This is a genomic window from Streptomyces sp. PTL18 (assembly GCF_059510295.1).
Genome location: NZ_JCAJZO010000001.1, coordinates 607,791 through 626,726 on the forward strand (window position 1 = coordinate 607,791; position 18,936 = coordinate 626,726).

The window sequence follows — 18,936 nt, forward strand, 5'->3', positions numbered from 1 at the left end:
GTGGTGCGGAGAGTCAGTCGGCCATGGTCTCGCGGACGATCGCGGTGGCGACGAACTTCGCCTCCGGGAAGGCGTCGGTGAGCACTTCGGCTCCGAAGGAGAAGTCGGGGTCGCCGTGGCTGACGAACACGGTGGTCAGTGTCTTGCCCGAGTCGAGGATCTCGGCGGCCAGGCGGCGGTCGTCGGCGCGGGTGAAGGTGGCGTCGGCCAGGAGGGCCCCCTCTCGCCGGTGACGAGGGTGGCGGTCCTGTTCTTGGACCCGGCGGGGAAGTCGAGGTCCAGGACCTTGCAGGAGAGGGTGGTCATGGTCCCAGCACTTCGTACATGAGGTGGGTGATGCCGCACTCCTGCTCCAGCGACCGGCCCACGATGTACTCGAGCCGGTTCGCGGCTCCCTGCAGCCGGCCGAAGGCCAGGACCAGCGGGTTGTCGGCCGCTTCCCGCGGCGTCGAGATCTCCGCCTGTTCGTCCACGACCCCGGCTCCCCTCGCGTCCTACGCGTAAACCATCGTCCGATCATGCCGCACAGCGGCCGTCGGACCGAGGCGGGCCGGGGCGGGGCCGGCCCTGGCGCTCGTTCCGGCTCGGCCGGCGCCACGGTTCAGGGCGCGAGAACGCGAGCACGGCAGGCCGACGGTGCGCCCCAGGCCGTGCGCAGGGCGCGGGCCTTGCGGATCCACAGGGACAGGTCGAGTTCCTCGGTGTAGCCGACGGCGCCGTGACACTGCAGGGCCGTGCGGGCCGCGAGGTACGCTGCCCCGCCCGTCGCGGCCTTCGCCGCCGCGATGTCCCGGCGGGCCCGGGGCACAGCGGACGCCAGGGAGAGGGCGGCGGCGTGGACGAGCGGTTCGGCGAATTCCAGGGCGACGAGGACATCCGCGAGACGGTGCTTGACGGCCTGGAAGGAGCCGATCGGCCGGCCGAACTGGTGGCGTCGCCGCACGTGGGCGACGGTCTGTTCCAACAGGGCCCGGCCCAGGCCCAGCGCCTGCGCCGCGGTGGCCAGGGCGGCGGCGTCGGCGGCGTGCGCGGCGGCGCGCGGCACGTGCGGTCCCTCGGCCAGGACGGTGCCGCCCGCCGGCCGGGACAGCCGACGGGCCGGGTCGGCGGACGGCTGCACGGGGCCCGTGGACGCGGCGACCCGCACGGTGTCGCCTGCTACGACCAGGACGAGGTCGGCGACGTCCGCGTCCAGCGCGTAGGGGCTGCCGTCGGTGAGCGCGTTCAGGGTCGCGATCGTCTTGCCGGACGCGATGCCGGGCAGCCAGGCACTGGCTGCGGAACGGTCGCCGAGGCGGTCGAGCAGGATGGCCGCGGCCACGGTCTCGGCCAGCGGGCCGGGCACCGCGTGGCGTCCCAACTCGGTGAAGGCCACGGCGAGTTCTACCGGGAGAACCCCGAGGCCGTCGTGTTCCTCGGGGATGGCCAGGCCGAAGAGACCGGACTCCGCCAGGCGGGTCCACAGGGCGCGTCCGGGGCCGTGGTCGCCGTGGGCCCAGGCGCGGACGGCTCGCGGAGTGTCCGCCGCCACCAGCATGGCGTCCAGTGAGCGCGCGAACGCCCGCTGTTCGTCATCCAGGAGGAACCGCATCACCGGCGTCCCCTCGGCAGGCCGAGCAGCCGCTCCGCGATGATGTCGCGCTGGATCTCGTTGGTGCCCGCGTAGATCGGTCCGGCCAGGGAGAAGGTGTAGCCCTCGGCCCAACTGCCCAGTCCGGGCGCCTCGTCGGCGTGGCCGGCGAGTTCGCCGTACGGGCCGAGCAGGTCGAGAGCGGTCTCGTGCAGGGCGATGTCCAGTTCGGACCAGAACACCTTGTTCATGCTCGACTCGGCGCCGATCGACCCGCCCGAGGCGATGCGTGAGGCGTCGGCGTAGGTGAACAGCTGATAGGCGCGGGCACCGATCACGGCGTCGGCGACCCGGTCGCGCAGCGCGGTGTCGGTGGGGTCGGCCCGGTCCCGCCACAGCCGGGTCAGACGGTCGGCGGCCGCGGTGAAACGACCGGGGCTGCGCAGCATGAGGCCGCGCTCGTTGCCCGCGGTGCTCATCGCCACCCGCCACCCCTGCCCGGGTTCGCCGATGACGTCCTCCTCGGGCACGAAGACGTCGTCGAGGAACAACTCCGCGAAGGCCGGTTTGCCGTCGAGCCGCCGGATGGGCCGTACGGTCACGCCGTCGGCGTCGAGCGGGAACATCACGTACGTCAGGCCGCGGTGGGGCCTGTCCGCGTCCGGGTCGCTGCGGAAGAGGCCGAAGGCGCGGTCGGCGAAGGCGGCTCGGGAGGACCAGGTCTTCTGGCCGTTCAGCAGCAGGCCGCCGCCGACCCGTCGGGCGGTGGAGCGCAGGGATGCGAGGTCCGAGCCCGCTTCGGGTTCCGACCAGGCCTGGGCCCAGATCACCTCGCCGGTGGCCATGGGGGGAAGGATGCGGGCGCGCTGCTCGGACGTGCCGTGTTCGAAGAGGGTCGGGGCCAGCAGGTTGATGCCGTTCTGGCTGACCCTGCCCGGGGCCCCGGCCGCGTGGTACTCCTCCTCGAAGATCAGCCACTCCAGCACCGAATTGCCCCGGCCGCCGTACTCCTCCGGCCAGGACACCACCGACCAGCGGTCGGCGGACAGCGTGCGCTCCCATTCGCGATGCGCGGCAAAGCCCTCCTCGGTCTCCAGGGAGGGCAGCGGCGCGCCGGGGACGTGGGCGGTGAGCCAGGCGCGCGCCTCGGCCCGGAAGGCGTCCTCGGCCGCCGAGAAGTCCAGGTCCATCAGGCTCCGGCCTCCTTCATCGCACGGACGTCCATGCCGCCGAGCGGGTCGGCCGCCGTCTCGGCGTTGTGCGCGTGGGCGAGGTGGTGCAGTCCGAAGACGGAGTCCATGCCGGCGTGCAGACCCTGCAGGTCCTCGGCCTGGTTGACGGCGCGTTTGGCGAGGGCCAGGCCCATGCGCGGCATGTCGGCGATGCGGGTGGCCAGTTCCATGGTGCGCTCGACGAGTTCCGAGCGGGGCACGACCCGGTTGACCATGCCCACCTCGTACGCCCGCCGCGCGGTCATGCGGTCGCCCGTGTACAGGAACTCCTTGGCGATCCGCGGCGGCATCGCCCATGGATGGGCGAAGTACTCGACGCCGGGGATGCCCATGCGGACCACCGGGTCGGCGAAGAACGCGTCCTCGGAGGCGACGATCAGATCGCACACCCAGGCGAGCATCAGACCGCCCGCGACGCACGCGCCCTGGACCGAGGCGATGGACGGCTTGGGCAGTTCGCGCCAGCGGCGGCACATGCCCAGGTAGACCTCCGACTCGCGGGCGAAGCGGCTCTCCGCGCCCCGCTTGTCCGAGTGGTCCCACCACAGTCCGGCCCTGCGCTCGAACGGCAGGTGCGCGTCCCGCTCCGGGGTGCCGATGTCGTGCCCTGCGGAGAAGTGCGCGCCCGCTCCGGCGAGGACCACGACCTTCACCTCGTCGTCCTCGGCCGCCCGGTAGAAGGCCCGGTCCAGGGCGTAGGTCATGGCGGAGTTCTGGGCGTTGCGGTAGTCGGGCCGGTCCATCGTGACCACGGCGACGGGCCCCCGGCGCTCGTAGCGAACGGGTTCCCCGGACGCGGTACGGGCAGCGGCCATCCGCCCCCTCCTTCCCTAACAAGTGTTCGGTAGACTAACCTGACGAGGCGTCAGCCGTCGAGAGCCGACCGGAGCCGACCATGACCACCTCCCCGCCGCCCTATGTGCCCGGCCACCAGTTGCTGGTGGGACGTGGTGCCGTCGTCACCGCGGCGGCCGGAGCCGGCATCGGCTCGGCGACCGCGCGCAGGCTGCTGGAGGAGGGGGCGCACGTCGTCGTCTCCGACGCGCACACGCGCCGGCTCGAGGAGAGCACGGCGGAACTGGCCGACACCTTCGGGGCGGACCGGGTCGCGGCCCTGCCCTGCGATGTCACCGACGAGGACCAGGTGGCCGCCCTGTTCGATCTCGTCGAGGAGCGGCACGGACGGCTCGACATCGTCGTGAACAACGCCGGACTCGGCGGCACCGCGGATCTCGTCGGCATGACCGACGAGCAGTGGGCCACGGTGCTCGACGTGACACTGGGCGGCACCTTCCGGTGCACGCGGGCCGCGATGCGGCGGATGAAGGCCGCCGGTGGCGGCGGGGTGGTCGTCAACAACGCGTCGGTGATCGGCTGGCGGGCGCAGCGGGGCCAGGCCCACTACGCCGCCGCGAAGGCGGGGGTGATGGCGCTGACCCGGTGCGCGGCCCTGGAGGCAGCCGGGTTCGGCGTCCGCGTCAACGCGGTGGCGCCGAGCCTCGCGATGCACCCGCACCTGGTGAAGGTGACCACACCGGAACTGCTGGAGGAGCTGACCGCACGCGAGGCGTTCGGACGGTACGCCGAGCCGTGGGAGGTCGCCAACGTCATCGTCTTCCTGGCCTCCGGCTACTCCTCGTACATGACCGGCGAGATCGTCTCCGTCAGCAGCCAGCACGCCTGAGACGGCGATGACCCGGTGCCCAGCCCTGAGGAGATCGCCCGCCGGTACCTGTCGAGGGTGCCGGCGGGCATCACCTTGCGTGAACGACACCGTCAGAGCGAACAGGAGTGGCCATGGCCGAGGCATACATCGTCGAAGCGGTCCGTACCCCGGTCGGCAAACGTGGCGGCGGACTGTCCGCCGTGCACCCCGCCGACCTCGGCGCGCAGGTGCTCAGGGCGCTGATGGAGCGCTCGGGAGTCGACCCGGCGGCCGTCGAGGACGTCGTCTTCGGCTGCCTGGACACCGTCGGCCCGCAGGCCGGGGACATCGCCCGCACCTGCTGGCTGGCCGCGGGGCTGCCGGAGGAGGTGCCGGGCACCACCGTGGACCGGCAGTGCGGCTCCTCCCAGCAGGCCGTGCACTTCGCCGCCCAGGGTGTGCTCTCCGGAACCCAGGACCTGGTGGTCGCGGGCGGCGTGCAGAACATGTCGATGATCCCCATCGCGTTCGCCACCCGCCGGGCCGCCGAACCGCTCGGGCTGACCCAGGGCCCGTACGCCGGCTCCGAAGGCTGGCGGGCCCGCTACGGCGACCGGCCCGTCAACCAGTTCGTGGGCGCCGAGATGATCGCCGAGAAGTGGGGCATCTCCCGCCGCGACATGGAGGAGTACGCGCTGCGCTCCCACCGGCGGGCCGTCCGCGCCATCGACGAGGGCCGCTTCGACCGCGAACTCGTCCCCTACGGCGAGGTGACCGCCGACGAAGGACCGCGCCGCGACACCAGCCTGGAGATGATGGCGGGCCTGAAGCCGGTGATCGAGGGGGGCAGACTCACGGCCGCCGTCTCCTCCCAGGTCTCCGACGGCGCCTGCGCGATGCTGCTGGCGAGCGAACGGGCCGTGCGGGAGCACGCGTTGACGCCGCGCGCCCGCATCCACCACCTCTCGGTGCGCGGCGAGGACCCCATCCGCATGCTGTCCGCACCGATACCGGCGACCGCGTACGCCCTGAAGCGGGCCGGCATGACGCTCGACGACATCGACCTGGTCGAGATCAACGAGGCGTTCGCCTCCGTCGTGTTGGCCTGGCTGAAGGAGACCGGTGCCGACCCCGGGAAGGTCAACGTCAACGGAGGCGCCATCGCCCTCGGGCACCCGCTCGGCGCGACCGGCGCCAAGCTGATGACCACACTCCTGCACGAACTGGAGCGCACCGGCGGCCGTTTCGGCCTGCAGACGATGTGCGAGGGGGGCGGCCAGGCCAACGTCACGATCATCGAGCGGCTCTGAGCGCGCCTCCACCCACCGTTCGACGTCGGGCAGCAGTCGCCGGCCCGCCGCCCCTCACGGGCAAAGGGCCGGTGGTGTCACGGCACGGCCGACAGCCGCTGCAACGTCGTCCGGGCCTCCGCCATGATCCGGTCGACGAGTTCGGTGCAGGACGGCAGGTCGTCGATGAGCCCGGCGACCTGCCCCGAGGCCATCACGCCGAGGTCGGTGCGGCCGTCGACCATGGCGGCCTTCAGCAACATGGGCGTGTTGGCCGCCAGCAGGACCTGGCTCCAGGTCAGGTCCTTGCCGTGCTTCATCGCCGTCCCGTCACGGAGCAGGGCCGTCCACCGCATGCCGGACTCCCGCTTGAACGCGGACACGTGGCGCAGCGCGCGCACCAGTGCGGTGACGCGCCCGGCGCGCTCCAGCGTGTCGACGAGCTCGCTGCGCAGCATCCGGTGGGGCATGCCGTCGACCCTGGTGGTGACGGTGACGTCCTGCACGTCCGCTGCCAGATAGCGGGCCTTGACGGGATCGGGGACCGTGCTGTCGGAGGTGAGCAGGAACCGGGTGCCCATCGCGATACCGGCCGCGCCGAAGGCCAGTGCGGCCACCAGGCCGCGCCCGTCGCGGAAGCCGCCGGCCGCGATCACCGGGATGTCCACGGCGTCGACGACCTGCGGCAGCAGCACGCTGGTGGCGACGCCACCCGTGTGGCCACCGCCCTCGCCCCCCTGCACGATCACCGCGTCGGCGCCCCAGGCGGCCACCTTCTCCGCATGGCGGCGGGCACCGACCGACGGAATGACGATCACTCCGGCGTCCTTCAGGCGCGCGATCAGTTCCCGGCTCGGCGCGAGCGCGAACGACGCCACCCTCACACCCTCGCCGACGATGACACCCACCCGGTCGGCCGCGTCCGAGGCGTCCGCCCGCAGATTGACCCCGAAGGGGGCGTCCGTACGGGACTTCACCTCGCGGACGGCCGCCTGCAGTCGCGGCACGGTCATGGTGGCGGAGGCGAGGATCCCCAGTGCGCCGGCGTTCGCCGCCGCGCACACCAGCCGCGGCCCGGCCACCCACCCCATGCCGGTCTGGACGACAGGGTGCCGCACACCGACGAGAGTGGTGAGCGCTGTGGTGATCGTGGCGTCGCTCATGCGGGTACCTCGCGGTCGCGGAGGTCACCCGGGTCGACGACCTCCCGGATCAGACGCAGTTCGTGGGCGTCCGGATCACGGGTGTACGGGACCTCGTCGGGGACGGTGAGCGGGAACCCGGTGGCCTGCACGACCTGTTCGACCGTGACCCCCGGGTGCAGGGAGCGCAGCCGCATGGTGCGGTCCGGGGTGGCGAAGTCGAAGACGCCCAGGTTGCTGACCACTTCGGGGATGCGGTGGTAGCGGGTGGCCGAGGGGCCCGCTGCGGCGGCGCGGGCGTAGCCGACTCCGCTGACCATGTCGACGTGCTCGACGAAGACACGGGGTGAGTGCTGGGGGATCCAGTAACTGGTGGGGTTGTTCAGCGTGTTGACGGGAGCACCCCGCACCCCGAGCAACTGCCGTCGGGGTCGGGTCCACTCGCCGATGCAGGAGATGTTCTGGTTGCCATGGCGGTCGATCTGGCTCGCGCCCATCATCACGTGCCGTCGGCCCGTGGCCACCAGCGCGAGGTGCTGCCGGTACGGCAGCCAGCCCTCCACCACCTCGGCAGGGGCACCGACGGCGGGAACGTCTCCGATGAGCAGTGCCTCGCCGTCGGTGAGCATTAGGTCGGGGGCGAAGGTGAGCCTGGCCAGCCGGGCGCCGATGGTCGGGACGGTGCCCATGGGGGCGGCGAGGACCTCGCCCGCGTCCCGCCAGGCCTCGGCGCAGGCCACCACGCAGTACTCGGCACGCGTTGCCTTGTTCGTCGTTGGACTGCTCACGCCCGCTCCTCGTGGAATGCCGCGACGGCGGCCTGGTACGACTCTTCGTCGCCGGACAGACAGCGGTCGGTGAACGTCCGCCAGTCCTCCGGGGTGCGGGCGGCCCGGGCGTAGGCGCGCTGGAAGGCCTCGTCGCGGTCGTAGTCGGGGGCGCAGGAGGTGAAGTGCGCGCCGTTCGGCGTCTGCACGACCCCGGTCACGAACGCCCGCTTGACCAGCAGAGTCTGGGGGACCGCCTCCTTGAGCAGGTCGGCGGTGTCGACGATTCGCTCGCAGGAGACGTAGGCGGTGTCGGCGGCCTGGCAGAAGAGGTCGTCGAAATACGGGTCGGGGCCCAGGTACTGGGCGTTGCCCTGCACGTCCGCCCGGTTGAGGTGTACCAGGGCGGCGTCCAGGCGCAGGGCCGGGACGGCGACGAGTTCCTCGCCGTCGCCGTAGGGAGAAGTGACGGTCCGCAGATGCGGGTCGACCGTCATCACGTCCGAGCCGAGGCCCGCTCGCACCGGCAGGAACGGCAGCCGTTGCGCGGCCGCGGTCAGGCCCCACATGAACATCGCCTCGTCCAGTTCCACCAGCTCGAAGGCGCCGCGCTGGCGCGCCGCGGTGAAGTGCGGCTCCAGGGGGATGGAGTCGAGGGTGGCGAAGGCGGCGACAAGCTTGCGGATCCTCCCGGCCGCGGCGAGGAGTCCGACGTCCGGACCGCCGTAGGAGACGACGGTGAGGTCGGTGACGTCGGAACGCAGAAGGGCGCGGACCAGTGCCATGGGCTTGCGCCGGGAGCCCCATCCCCCGATCCCTACGGTCATACCGCTGCTGAGGCGGCCGACGGCCTCCTCGGCGGTCATCGTCTTGTCGCTCAACGCGGCTCCCCCTCCGGCGACCTGGCCGGCTCGGCCGTGGTGACCGGCCTGGACGCCAGGAACGCGTCGCGGTACCGGTCGGCGACACCGCTGAGGTCGGCCTCGAAGGTGAAGCCCTGCTCGAAGCGGTAGCTGCGGCGGACGTCCACCGGGTCGATGCCGTTGATCGAGGCCTTGGCCAGGCGGATCAGCAGGCCGTCCTTGGCAGCGATCTCACGGGCCAACTCCGTTGCCGCCTCCATCAGTTGCTCGCGCGGGACCACGCGCCACACCGAGCCGTGCCGGTGCAGCTCCTCGGCGGTGACGGTGCGCGAGGTGTAGTAAAGGGTGCGCATCAGGTGCTGGGGTACCAGCCGGGCCAGGTGGGTGGCGGCGCCGAGCGCGCCCCGGTCCAGCTCGGGCAGGCCGAAGACCGCGTCCTCGCTGGCCACGATCGCGTCCGCGTTGCCCACCAGGCCGATGCCGCCGCCCAGGCAGAAGCCGTGCACGGCGGCGACGACCGGGACCTCGCAGTCATAGACCGCGGCGAACGCCTCGTAGCAGCCGCGGTTGGTGCCGATGAGCGCCGCGCGACCGGGGGTGCGCTGCATCTCCTTGATGTCCACGCCGGCGTTGAAGCCGCGGCCGGTGGCGGTGAGCACGACGCAGCGCACCCGGGGGTCGGAGCCCGCCGCGCGCACCGCGGCGGCGAGGTCGTGCCAGCCCCGCACCGGGAGGGCGTTGACCGGCGGGAAGTCCACATCGACGACGGAAACGCCCTCTGCGGGGGCCGTGGTGGAGACACCCATGAGCAGATCAGCTACCTTTCCACCAAACGTTTGTTAGGTGTGACGGTAGCAGCGGAGCACACCCTCAGGGAGGCCTCATGGCATCGGTCATCGATCTGAGCGGACGTGTCGCGGTGGTCACCGGTGGCACCCGCGGCGTCGGCGCGGGGATCGCCCGGGCGCTGCTGGAGGCCGGCGCGGAGGTCGTCGCCTGTGCCCGGCGGCCCCCCGACAGGCCGGTGGATGCGGCCGGCCGCACGGCCCGGTTCCTTCCCCTCGACCTGCGCGACGCGAACGCGGTGGCCGCCTTCTTCGATCAGGTGCGCCAGGAGCACGGCCATCTCGACGCCCTGGTCAACAACGCGGGAGGCACGCCGCACCGGATGCTCGACGAAGGCGGGGCCGAACGGCACGCGCGGATCGTGGAGTTGAACCTGCTCGCTCCCCTGACCGCCTCCCTCGCCGCGTACGAGGTGATGCGCGCTCAGCACGGCTGCGGTTCGATCGTGATGGTGGGCAGCGTGAGCGGCAGCCGCCCCTCCCCCGGCTCGGCCGCCTACGGTGCCGCCAAGGCGGGACTGGAGCACCTCGCCCGCACGATGGCCGTGGAATGGGCCCCGCACGTACGAGTCAACACCCTCGTCCTCGGCATGGTCCGCACGGAACTGTCGCACCTGCACTACGGCGACGAGGACGGCATCGCCGCCGTCGGCCGCACCGTCCCGCTCGGCCGGCTCGCCGACCCCGCCGAAGTCGGCGACGCCTGTGCCTTCCTCCTCTCCGAGCGCGCCGCCTACATCACCGGAGCCAGCCTCCTCGTCCACGGCGGAGGCGAGCGCCCGGCCTTCCTCGACGCGGCCACCGCCGGCAAGTGAGCCGCCGGCCCACCCATGACGTGAGGACGAACCCCATGAACGGACTGTGCACCGGACGCGTCGCCGTCGTCACCGGGGCGGGGCGCGGCCTCGGCCGCGCGCACGCCCTCGCCCTCGCGGCGGAGGGCGCCGCGGTCGTCGTCAACGACCTCGGCGTCGGCCTCGACGGCAGCGGAGGAGCCACCGGGCCCGCCCGGCAGGTCGTCGACGAGATCCTGGCGTCGGGCGGGCAGGCGGTCGCGCACGGCGGAGACGTCGCCACGACCGAGGGCGCGTCGTCCCTGGTCCGTACGGCGCTGGAGACATACGGCCGGCTGGACGCCCTGGTCAACAACGCCGGCTTCCTGCGCGACCGTATGCTCGTCAACCTCCACGAGGACGACTGGGACGCCGTCCTGCGCGTGCACCTCAAGGGCCACTTCCTGCCGCTGAAGCACGCCGCCGCGCACTGGCGCGCCGAGGCCGGGGCCGGGCGGACGCCGGTTGCCCGGGTGATCAACACCAGTAGCGGAGCGGGGCTGTTGGGCAGCGTCGGGCAGGGCAACTACTCCGCGGCCAAGGCCGGCGTCATCGGGCTGACGCTGGTGGCCGCCGCCGAGTTGGGCCGTTACGGCGTCCAGGTCAACGCCATCGCGCCGGCCGCCCGCACCCGGATGACCGAGACGGCCTTCGCCGACACCATGGCCGCCCCCGGCGACGGCGGCTTCGACGCCATGGCTCCGGAGAACGTCTCCCCGCTCGTCGTATGGCTCGCCTCCACCGCCTCCGCGGGAGTGAGCGGGCGGGTCTTCGAGGCCGAGGGGGGCCGCATCACCGTCATGGAGGGCTGGCGGCCGGGTCCCACGGCCGACAAAGGCGCTCGCTGGACCCCGGCGGAGGCGGGCGAGACGGCTCTGGGGCTGCTGGCGCAGGCGCAGCCGCCGCTGCCGGTGTACGGGGCGCAGTAGGTCGACGGGCGGGCCCTTGATCACGCGGCTGCCCGGGGCCCGATCGCGCGGCCGGGGCCCACCTGCCCGGCGGGCCGGGAGGCGGCCGGGCACCCGGTGGTCGGTGCTTCGTGGGCAGGCGCCGAGACCAGGTGGCCGGATTCCCGCGCCGGATCCCGGCGGGATGTTCGGGTCCGTCCGGGAAAACGGGCGGTGAACGGGCACACCATGGTCGGCGAGCGGGCGGCGGCCGCGCGTGCCACGGAGTCCTCCACCGCATCGTTCAGGGGCTCCGCATTCCGAAATCGGGCACATTCGGTCACGAACTGCTCTACGACGAACCTGGTCAGTCGCAGCGCTCACCTTGTAGAAATTTGGCCACCGAAGCCCGAACGGGCCGGGCTCCGGGAAACAGCCGTCGCGGGCACACCGCGCGGAGCCGTGAAAGGGGGTGTCGCCGTGGACGCCGAGGAACGAAGACGCGGAATTCTGGAAACGGCACGCCGTTCCGGGTCCGTGGACGTCGGAGAGCTCGCCGCCGGCCTCGGGGTGTCCAAGGAGACCGTGAGGCGCGATCTGAACGCCCTGGAGCGGCATGGGTTGGTTCGGCGCACCCATGGCGGCGCCCACCCCGTGGAGAGCGCCGGCTTCGAGACCACGCTCGCCTTCCGCACCACCATGCACGTCCCCGAGAAGTCCAGGATCGCTGCCGCCGCGGCCGCGCTGCTCGGGGACGCCGAGACCGTCTTCATCGACGAGGGCTACACCCCGCAGCTCATCGCCGCCGCCCTCCCCCGCGACCGGCCACTGACCGTGGTCACCTCCTCGCTGGCCACCGCAGGTCACCTGGCCTCCGCCGCCAACATCACCGCGCTGTTGCTCGGCGGCCGGGTACGTGGCGGGACGCTCGCCACGGTCGACCACTGGGCGACCCGCATGCTGTCCGGCTTCGTCATCGACCTGGCGTACGTCGGCGCGAACGGCATCTCCCGCGAGTACGGACTCACCACGCCCGACCCCGCCGTCGGTGAGGTCAAGGCCCAGGTCCTCAGGGCCGCCAGGCGCCGGGTCTTCTCCGGGGTCCACACCAAGTTCGGTGCCGTGAGCTTCTGCCGCTTCGCGGACGTCACGGAATTCGAGGCGATCGTCACCGACGCCGGGCTGCCCGCCTCCGAAGCACACCGCTACTCACTGCTGGGCCCCGAGGTCATCCGGGCCTGAGCGTCGGTTCACTCCCCCGTCCCACCCCCGCAAGTCCGGGGGCCTGGTTCCCCACGCCCTCACGACATCCTCTGGAGTCAGTCATGCGCACACGAAGAATGACCCGTGTCCTCGTCACGGCCACGGCCACGGGCTCGCTCCTGGCCGCCTGCAGCGGGGCCGGCGGCTCCGCCAGCTCCGGCGACGGCGGCAAGAGCATCAACGTGCTGATGGTCGGCAACCCGCAGATGGAGGACATCGCGAAGCTCACGAAGGACACCTTCACGAAGGACACCGGCATCAAGGTGAACTTCACGATCCTTCCCGAGAACGAACTGCGCGACAAGGTCACCCAGGACATCGCCACCCAGGCCGGTCAGTACGACGTCGCCACCATCGGCGCCTACGAGGTACCCATCTGGCAGAAGAACGGCTGGCTGCACGAACTCGGCTCCTACGCCGACAAGGACGCGGGCTTCGACAAGGCCGACCTGCTCAAGCCGATGGTCACGTCGCTGTCCGGCTCCGACGGCAAGCTCTACGCCCTGCCGTTCTACGGCGAGTCGTCCTTCCTGATGTACAACGAGGACGTCATGAAGGCCAAGGGCATCACGGTGCCCGACCACCCGACCTGGCAGCAGATCGCCGACATCGCGGCCAGGGTCGACGGGGCCGAGCCCGGCATGCGGGGCATCTGCCTGCGCGGTCTGGCCGGCTGGGGCGAACTGGGAGCGTCACTGACGACCGTGGTCAACACCTTCGGCGGCACCTGGTTCACCAAGGACTGGAAGGCCCAGGTCAACAGCCCCGCGTTCAAGAAGGCGACGAACTTCTACGTCGACCTCGTCAGGAAGCACGGAGAGGCGGGAGCGGCGCAGTCCGGCTTCACCGAGTGCCTGAACGCCATGAGCCAGAAGAAGGTCGCCATGTGGTACGACGCGACCAGCGCGGCCGGGTCGCTGGAGGACCCGAGCTCCAGCAGGATCGCCGGCCATGTCGGCTACGCCTACGCACCGACCGTCGAGACCAAGAGCAGCGGCTGGCTGTGGAGTTGGGCGTGGGCCATGCCCAAGACCACCAGGAAGGCCGACGCCGCCTCGAAGTTCATGCTGTGGGCGTCCAGCAAGAAGTACGAGAAGCTGGTCGGTGAGAAGCTGGGCTGGGCGCGTGTCCCGGCCGGCAAGCGGGCCAGCACGTACGAGATCCCCCAGTACCGGAAGGCCGCCGCGTCGTTCGGTGACATCACCCTGAAGTCCATCGAGGCAGCCGACCCGGCCGACCCCGGCGTCCAGCCCAGGCCGACGGTGGGCATCCAATACGTGGCCATCCCCGAGTTCCAGGACCTGGGAACCAAGGTCACCCAGGAGATCTCCGCCGCCATCGCCGGCAGGACCAGCGTGGACAAGGCGCTGGACGACGGCCAGAAGCTCGCCGAGGACGTCGCCAAGAACTACCGGTGACCCGCACGAACCGCCCGGCCGGCGCTCTCCCGCCGGCCGGGACCACTCCCCCCGCCCCGGCCTCCCCCAGGGCCCCGAGGGCCTGGGAGGTTCCCCCATCCGGCAGAGGAAAGTCCATGACCACGCTCACCGCTCCGTCCCGGACAGCACCACCACCCGCCCCACCCCGGAAGTCCTCGAGCGTCGGCAAGTGGAAGCGCCGCATCCCGCTGCTGCCGGCGCTGGTCTTCACCATCGCCGTCACGCAACTTCCCTTCGTGGCCACGATCGTGATCTCCACCCTCCAGTGGAACATCCTCAAGCCGGGCGACCGGCACTTCGTCGGCCTGTCCAACTTCGAGTTCGTCTTCACCGACGAGCGGCTGCGCACGGCGGTCCTCAACACCGTCGTGCTCACCGCGTCGGTGGTGCTCGTCAGCGTGGTCCTCGGCCTCGGCCTGGCCATGCTGCTCGACCGCCGGTTCGCCGGCCGCGGCCTGGCGCGGACGATGCTCATCGCGCCGTTCCTCGTCATGCCGGTGGCCGCCGCGCTGCTGTGGAAACACGCCCTCTACAACCCCGACTACGGCCTGCTCAACGGGACCCTCAACGCCGTCTACCGGCTCTTCGGAGCCGCCAACGGACCCACGGTCGACTGGGTGTCGTCCTACCCGATGCCCGCCGTCGTGGTCTCGCTGGTGTGGCAGTGGACGCCCTTCATGATGCTGATCCTCCTGGCCGGTCTGCAGGCGCAGCCCGGTGACGTCCTGGAGGCCGCCCGCGTCGACGGGGCGTCGGCCTCGGCGACCTTCCGCCACATCACCCTGCCGCACCTGCGCCAGTACATCGAACTGGGCATCCTGCTCGGCACGATCTACGTCGTGCAGACCTTCGACGCGGTCTACACCATCACCCAGGGCGGCCCCGGCTCCCAGACCACCAACCTGCCCTACGAGATCTACCTGACCATGTTCCGCAAGTACGAGTACGGCCAGGCGGCCGCCGCCGGAGTCGTCGTCGTGCTCGGCTCGATCGTGATCGCGACCTTCGCGCTGCGCACCATCGCGTCGCTGTTCCGCGAGGAGGTGTCCCGATGACCCACACAGCCGTCGCCGCGCCCGGCACAGGACTCAGGAAGCTCATCCGCCGCCGCGACGACCACGGGGGTGCATCCCGGCTGCCACCCCTGTGGACCTTCGTCGCCTGGCTCGCCACGCTGGCGTTCTTCGCGCCCGTGGCGTGGATGGTGCTCACCTCCTTCCATCAGGAGGCGGACGCGGCGACCAACCCGCCCAACCCCTTCGCCTCCCTCACCTTCGACCAGTACAGACTGCTGTTCAGCCGGGACATCACCCCGTTCCTCCTCAACTCGGCGATGGCCAGTGTGCTGTCGACGCTGCTGGTGCTCGCCCTGGCGGTACCGGCGGCCTACGCGCTGTCCATCAAGCCGGTCCAGAAGTGGACCGACGTGATGTTCTTCTTCCTGTCCACCAAGTTCCTGCCGGCCATCGCCGCCCTGCTGCCCGTGTACCTGATCGTCAAGGACGCCGGGATGCTGGACAACGTGTGGACGCTGATCGTCCTCTACACCGCCATGAACCTGCCGATCGCGGTGTGGATGATGCGCTCGTTCCTCGCCGAGGTACCCAAGGAGATCCTGGAGGCCGCCGAGGTCGACGGCGCCAACCTGCTCACCGTGCTGTGGCGGATCGTCGCACCGGTCGCCATGCCGGGACTCGCGGCCACCTCGCTGATCTGCTTCATCTTCAGCTGGAACGAGTTCATGTTCGCCGTCAACCTCACCGCGACCAACGCGTCGACCGCACCGGTCTTCCTCGTCGGCTTCATCACCAGCGAGGGCCTGTTCCTCGCCCGGCTGTGCGCCGCCGCCACGTTGGTCTCCCTGCCGGTCCTCATCGCCGGTTTCGCCGCCCAGGACAAACTGGTCCGCGGCCTGTCCCTAGGAGCAGTCAAGTGAAAGCCGCTGTCATCGAAGCTCCCGGCAAGGTCACCGTCACCACGGTGCCCGACCCCGCTCCCGGGCCGCGCGAGGTCGTGGTCGACGTGGCGGCCTGCGGGCTGTGCGGGACCGACCTGCACATCCTGCAGGGAGAGTTCGCACCGACCCTGCCGGTCGTGCCGGGCCACGAGTTCGCCGGGGAGGTCGTGGACGTCGGCAGCGAGGTCACCGAACTCGCGATCGGCGACCGGGTCGCCGTGGACCCCTCGCTGTACTGCAACGAGTGCCGCTACTGCCGAGCCGGGCGCAACAACCTGTGCGACCGGTGGGCGGCGATCGGAGTGACCGTGGCCGGTGGCGCCGCCGAGTACGCCGTGGCGCCCGTCGCCAACTGCGTACGGCTGCCGGACCACGTGGACGTCCAGGACGCGGCGTTGATCGAGCCGCTGTCCTGCGCCGTACGCGGCTTCGACGTGCTCCGCAGCAGGATCGGTTCGCATGTGCTGATCTACGGCAGCGGGACGATGGGCCTGATGATGCTGGAGCTGGCCAAGCGCACCGGTGCCTCCTCGGTGGACGTCGTCGACGTCAATCCGGAACGGCTGGCGACGGCTGAGAAGCTGGGCTGTTCACAGGCGGCGCTCTCGGCCGACGAGTTCGGGCGGCCGAACGGGTGGGACGTGGTGGTCGACGCGACCGGCAACGCCGCGGCCATCCAGGACGGCCTGGAGCGGGTCGCCAAGGCGGGAACGTTTCTGCAGTTCGGGGTCTCCGACTACGCGACGACGGCCACCATTTCGCCGTACCGGGTCTACAACCAGGAGATCACCATCACCGGCTCCATGGCCGTGCTGCACAGCTACGAGCGCGCGGCGGAACTGTTCGCCACCGGGGTGCTCGATCCACAGGTGTTCATCAGCGACAGGCTGCCGTTGACGCAGTACCCGCAGGCGCTGGAGCGGTTCGCCGCCGGTCGGGGACGCAAGATCGTCGTGTTGCCCTGACACGGCCACGGGCACCCGCCGACGCTCCCCGGGCGACGCCGGTCAGGTCCGAGGCGGACCCCTGACCGGCTGGTCGTTCCTCACGGCCCGCGCGGCTCACCGCCCTGAAGGTCGAGGTGGGCGCGGGCAGTGCCCTCCTTCCACGACGAAAGTCCACACAGGAGAGGAACCCCGGCCGACACGGGGCTGGGGTTCCTCGAGGTGGTGCGTATCGGTCAGCGGACGGAGTCGCCCACGCCGTGAGCCGCTCGGCCACGCGCCGGCGGACCGCACCACGTCGCGATCACCGTGGACCAGGCAGGTCAGCGCTGCAGGGTGAGGACACCCGGCCGCCACGGCAGCTGGTCGTAGGGGCCGCTCGCGGTAGGCGACTTGCCCTGGTAGAGGAACTGCAGGTTGCAGGGGTCGATGGTCATGGTCTGGTCGGGATTGTTGCGGACCAGGTCACCGTGGCTGATGTCGTTGGTCCAGGTGGCACCGCTGTTGGCCTTGCCCGCGAAGGGGTTGCTCTCGCCGGCGGCCTGCGGGGTCCACGCACCGCTCAGGCTGGAGGCCGTGAACGAGCGGAAGTAGCGCCCGTTCGCACCCATCGCCTCAACGATCATGAGGTACTGGTTCTGACCCTGAACCTTGTAGACCTGCACCGCTTCGAACAGGTTGGCCGTCGTGTCGCTCATGACCGTCGTGTACGACGAGCCGAAGTTGCCCGGGAAGTTCCCGATCGGCATGCTCGCCCGGTAGATCCTGCCGTTGTCACCGGCGAAGAACAGGTACATGTTCTGGCCGTCACCGATCAGGGTCTGGTCGATCGGGGCGGAGCCCGGGATGCTGCCGGTGAACAGCGGCTGCGGAGCGGACCAGCCGTTGGGCTTGGTGGGGTCGCTCGACGTGCGGTAGATGAAGGGCGACGCACCCCACTGGGACGCCAGCACCCAGATGTTCCTGGGCGCGAAGTAGAACAGCGTGGGCGCCACCGCGGACTGGCTCATCCCGGTCTGGCCGGCCGACGCCATGTCCGACCAGTTCGTGAAGGGACCGAACATCATCGAGCCGTACCCCGATCCCGACACGTTCGACGCGTAGACCAGGTGCTTGCCGTTGTACACCACGTTCGTGAAGTCCTTCAGCGAGACCCACCCGTTCGCCGGCTGCGCCAGCGGACCGGTCGACGTCCACCGGTACGTCGACGGAAGGGAACAGGTGCCGCCCCCCGGCGGGGTCGACGTCCCGGACAGGCCGGTCCACTTCTGGTTGCTGCCGCCGTTGCACGTCCAGATCTCCACCGCCGTGCCGTTGGCCGTCCCGGAGCCCGTGACGTCCAGGCACAGCCCGGACTCCACGCCGACAACCGTGCCGTCGGAGTTCAGCCGCCACTGCTGGTTCGCACCGCCGTTGCAGGTCCAGATCTGCACCCGGGTACCGGCCGCGGTGGCGTGGCCCGGAACATCCAGGCACTTGGTGCCGTACACGGTCAGCTGGTTGCCGTCCGTCAACGTCCACTGCTGGTTGGTCCCGCCCGAGCAGTCCCAGATCTGCAGGTACGTGCCGTCGGCCTGGCCGGCGTTCGGCACATCGAGACATCGGCCGGAACCAGCGCCGCGCAGGGCGCCGCTGGTGGCCGCCTGAGCCGGGCCGGCGACGAGCGTCGCCGCCAACGTGATCAGGGCCGCAACCGCAGCGGCGAGCACCGCGGACAGGTGCCTGCGGCTGGGACTTCGTCTGCGCATGGGGACCTCGTCATCCTTGAGTAAGCGGTTCCGGTCGGCCCCGTCGGAGGCTGTCCGGACTGTCGGTGCGGTGCCGGGAACGGCTTGTTTCGGGGCGTGGACAGTTCGAACCGCGTGACGCGGACCGAACCACCGAGCGCCTGGGCGGCGTGGTTGAAGAGGGCGAATCGGTAGCCCGTGAAGAACCGCCGGTCGTCGGCCGTCGAAGAGGCGGGCGCGGGAGGCGCCCGCCGGCGGGAGAACCGCCTCGGCGGCGAGACCGGTGGCGGCTGCCGGCGGCCGACGACCGGGCAAGCCTTGATGAAGCCATGACATACGCATCGTGCGACATGCTCCCTGCGGCTCGGCCGGTGCGCGTGACCCGGAGGTGCCCTGCTGTGCGAGTGAAGCGGCCTCGATCCCACGACGTTCGGTACACCGAACGAGCGTCGACCCATCGAGCAAACTGGATGATAGGGAACCGGTGAACGGCGTCAATACCTCTCGCATGATTCGCGAGCAGGTTCGAAACA

Annotated in this window: 17 protein-coding genes and 2 pseudogenes; 9 read left to right on the forward strand and 10 right to left on the reverse strand. The window is 71.0% G+C overall.

Going from position 1 to position 18,936, the window contains the following annotated elements; genetic code table 11:
- Positions 1-28: 28 nt before the first annotated feature.
- From AC5WS8_RS02870 to AC5WS8_RS02890, 5 genes and pseudogenes are all read right to left on the reverse strand, one after another.
- A pseudogene (locus AC5WS8_RS02870) lies at positions 29-306 on the reverse strand (MBL fold metallo-hydrolase); the annotation flags it as partial.
- A 5-nt stretch (positions 307-311) separates the two neighbouring features.
- A pseudogene (locus tag AC5WS8_RS02875) lies at positions 312-473 on the reverse strand (MarR family winged helix-turn-helix transcriptional regulator); the annotation flags it as partial.
- Between the two features lie 128 nt (positions 474-601).
- Complete coding sequence (locus AC5WS8_RS02880) at positions 602-1,591, reverse strand: acyl-CoA dehydrogenase family protein (protein ID WP_496101628.1); 990 nt, start codon at positions 1,589-1,591, stop codon at positions 602-604.
- Positions 1,591-2,760: an acyl-CoA dehydrogenase family protein gene (locus AC5WS8_RS02885; RefSeq protein WP_496101629.1), complete on the reverse strand. Its 1,170-nt coding sequence runs from the start codon at positions 2,758-2,760 to the stop codon at positions 1,591-1,593. Before AC5WS8_RS02885 ends, AC5WS8_RS02880 begins: the two co-directional genes overlap by 1 nt.
- Positions 2,760-3,617, reverse strand: coding sequence for an enoyl-CoA hydratase (locus tag AC5WS8_RS02890; RefSeq protein ID WP_496101630.1), 858 nt, complete (start codon positions 3,615-3,617; stop codon positions 2,760-2,762). Before AC5WS8_RS02890 ends, AC5WS8_RS02885 begins: the two co-directional genes overlap by 1 nt.
- A gap of 80 nt (positions 3,618-3,697) precedes the next feature.
- Between AC5WS8_RS02890 and AC5WS8_RS02895 the strand changes: the two genes are divergently transcribed.
- Both AC5WS8_RS02895 and AC5WS8_RS02900 read left to right on the forward strand, forming a co-directional pair.
- Positions 3,698-4,486 carry an SDR family oxidoreductase gene (locus AC5WS8_RS02895; RefSeq protein ID WP_496101631.1) on the forward strand — a complete coding sequence of 263 codons (789 nt, stop codon included), beginning with the start codon at positions 3,698-3,700 and terminating at the stop codon, positions 4,484-4,486.
- Positions 4,487-4,599: 113 nt separating this feature from the next.
- Entirely contained in the window at positions 4,600-5,757 is a 1,158-nt protein-coding gene (locus tag AC5WS8_RS02900; protein WP_496101632.1) for an acetyl-CoA C-acetyltransferase, read from the forward strand.
- Between the two features lie 77 nt (positions 5,758-5,834).
- Here the strand turns inward: AC5WS8_RS02900 and AC5WS8_RS02905 are convergent, their stop codons facing one another.
- Genes AC5WS8_RS02905 through AC5WS8_RS02920 form a run of 4 tightly spaced genes read right to left on the reverse strand, consistent with a single transcriptional unit; the run spans position 5,835 to position 9,314 of the window.
- A complete protein-coding gene (locus AC5WS8_RS02905) occupies positions 5,835-6,899 on the reverse strand; it encodes an NAD(P)H-dependent flavin oxidoreductase (protein ID WP_496101633.1) in 1,065 nt (354 codons plus the stop codon).
- On the reverse strand, positions 6,896-7,666 hold the full coding sequence (locus AC5WS8_RS02910; protein WP_496101634.1) for a CoA-transferase subunit beta: 771 nt from the start codon (positions 7,664-7,666) through the stop codon (positions 6,896-6,898). The genes AC5WS8_RS02905 and AC5WS8_RS02910 overlap by 4 nt, the downstream gene beginning before the upstream one ends.
- Positions 7,663-8,526 (reverse strand): CoA transferase subunit A, encoded by an 864-nt coding sequence (locus AC5WS8_RS02915; protein WP_496101635.1) that lies wholly within the window; start codon positions 8,524-8,526, stop codon positions 7,663-7,665. Before AC5WS8_RS02915 ends, AC5WS8_RS02910 begins: the two co-directional genes overlap by 4 nt.
- Entirely contained in the window at positions 8,523-9,314 is a 792-nt protein-coding gene (locus AC5WS8_RS02920) for an enoyl-CoA hydratase family protein (protein WP_496101636.1), read from the reverse strand. Before AC5WS8_RS02920 ends, AC5WS8_RS02915 begins: the two co-directional genes overlap by 4 nt.
- Positions 9,315-9,391: 77 nt before the next feature.
- Here AC5WS8_RS02920 and AC5WS8_RS02925 point away from each other — a divergent pair, with 77 nt between their 5' ends.
- The 7 genes from AC5WS8_RS02925 (at position 9,392) to AC5WS8_RS02955 (ending at position 16,697) form a co-directional block, all read left to right on the forward strand.
- Positions 9,392-10,168, forward strand: coding sequence for an SDR family oxidoreductase (locus AC5WS8_RS02925; RefSeq protein ID WP_496101637.1), 777 nt, complete (start codon positions 9,392-9,394; stop codon positions 10,166-10,168).
- A gap of 35 nt (positions 10,169-10,203) precedes the next feature.
- Positions 10,204-11,115: an SDR family oxidoreductase gene (locus AC5WS8_RS02930; RefSeq protein ID WP_496101638.1), complete on the forward strand. Its 912-nt coding sequence runs from the start codon at positions 10,204-10,206 to the stop codon at positions 11,113-11,115.
- A gap of 438 nt (positions 11,116-11,553) precedes the next feature.
- Positions 11,554-12,315 (forward strand): DeoR/GlpR family DNA-binding transcription regulator, encoded by a 762-nt coding sequence (locus tag AC5WS8_RS02935; RefSeq protein WP_496101639.1) that lies wholly within the window; start codon positions 11,554-11,556, stop codon positions 12,313-12,315.
- A gap of 83 nt (positions 12,316-12,398) precedes the next feature.
- Positions 12,399-13,754 carry an ABC transporter substrate-binding protein gene (locus AC5WS8_RS02940; RefSeq protein ID WP_496101640.1) on the forward strand — a complete coding sequence of 452 codons (1,356 nt, stop codon included), beginning with the start codon at positions 12,399-12,401 and terminating at the stop codon, positions 13,752-13,754.
- A 116-nt stretch (positions 13,755-13,870) separates the two neighbouring features.
- On the forward strand, positions 13,871-14,830 hold the full coding sequence (locus AC5WS8_RS02945; RefSeq protein WP_496101641.1) for a carbohydrate ABC transporter permease: 960 nt from the start codon (positions 13,871-13,873) through the stop codon (positions 14,828-14,830).
- A complete protein-coding gene (locus tag AC5WS8_RS02950) occupies positions 14,827-15,711 on the forward strand; it encodes a carbohydrate ABC transporter permease (protein ID WP_496101642.1) in 885 nt (294 codons plus the stop codon). Before AC5WS8_RS02945 ends, AC5WS8_RS02950 begins: the two co-directional genes overlap by 4 nt.
- Positions 15,708-16,697, forward strand: a complete 990-nt coding sequence (locus tag AC5WS8_RS02955) for a zinc-dependent alcohol dehydrogenase family protein (protein WP_496101643.1) — start codon at positions 15,708-15,710, stop codon at positions 16,695-16,697. The genes AC5WS8_RS02950 and AC5WS8_RS02955 overlap by 4 nt, the downstream gene beginning before the upstream one ends.
- A gap of 302 nt (positions 16,698-16,999) precedes the next feature.
- Here AC5WS8_RS02955 and AC5WS8_RS02960 read toward each other — a convergent pair whose 3' ends face one another.
- Positions 17,000-18,424 (reverse strand): non-reducing end alpha-L-arabinofuranosidase family hydrolase, encoded by a 1,425-nt coding sequence (locus tag AC5WS8_RS02960; protein ID WP_496101644.1) that lies wholly within the window; start codon positions 18,422-18,424, stop codon positions 17,000-17,002.
- Positions 18,425-18,936 lie beyond the last annotated feature (512 nt).

What these genes read in the sequence shown, in the direction of transcription:
- AC5WS8_RS02940 (WP_496101640.1), top strand. Translation starts at nt 12,399, where the DNA reads ATGCGCACACGAAGAATGACCCGTGTCCTCGTCACGGCCACGGCCACG.
- AC5WS8_RS02945 (WP_496101641.1), top strand. Translation starts at nt 13,871, where the DNA reads ATGACCACGCTCACCGCTCCGTCCCGGACAGCACCACCACCCGCCCCA.
- AC5WS8_RS02930 (WP_496101638.1), top strand. Translation starts at nt 10,204, where the DNA reads ATGAACGGACTGTGCACCGGACGCGTCGCCGTCGTCACCGGGGCGGGG.
- AC5WS8_RS02885 (WP_496101629.1), bottom strand. Translation starts at nt 2,760, where the DNA reads ATGGACCTGGACTTCTCGGCGGCCGAGGACGCCTTCCGGGCCGAGGCG.
- AC5WS8_RS02900 (WP_496101632.1), top strand. Translation starts at nt 4,600, where the DNA reads ATGGCCGAGGCATACATCGTCGAAGCGGTCCGTACCCCGGTCGGCAAA.
- AC5WS8_RS02905 (WP_496101633.1), bottom strand. Translation starts at nt 6,899, where the DNA reads ATGAGCGACGCCACGATCACCACAGCGCTCACCACTCTCGTCGGTGTG.
- AC5WS8_RS02920 (WP_496101636.1), bottom strand. Translation starts at nt 9,314, where the DNA reads ATGGGTGTCTCCACCACGGCCCCCGCAGAGGGCGTTTCCGTCGTCGAT.
- AC5WS8_RS02950 (WP_496101642.1), top strand. Translation starts at nt 14,827, where the DNA reads ATGACCCACACAGCCGTCGCCGCGCCCGGCACAGGACTCAGGAAGCTC.
- AC5WS8_RS02880 (WP_496101628.1), bottom strand. Translation starts at nt 1,591, where the DNA reads ATGCGGTTCCTCCTGGATGACGAACAGCGGGCGTTCGCGCGCTCACTG.
- AC5WS8_RS02895 (WP_496101631.1), top strand. Translation starts at nt 3,698, where the DNA reads ATGACCACCTCCCCGCCGCCCTATGTGCCCGGCCACCAGTTGCTGGTG.
- AC5WS8_RS02960 (WP_496101644.1), bottom strand. Translation starts at nt 18,424, where the DNA reads ATGCGCAGACGAAGTCCCAGCCGCAGGCACCTGTCCGCGGTGCTCGCC.
- AC5WS8_RS02890 (WP_496101630.1), bottom strand. Translation starts at nt 3,617, where the DNA reads ATGGCCGCTGCCCGTACCGCGTCCGGGGAACCCGTTCGCTACGAGCGC.
- AC5WS8_RS02925 (WP_496101637.1), top strand. Translation starts at nt 9,392, where the DNA reads ATGGCATCGGTCATCGATCTGAGCGGACGTGTCGCGGTGGTCACCGGT.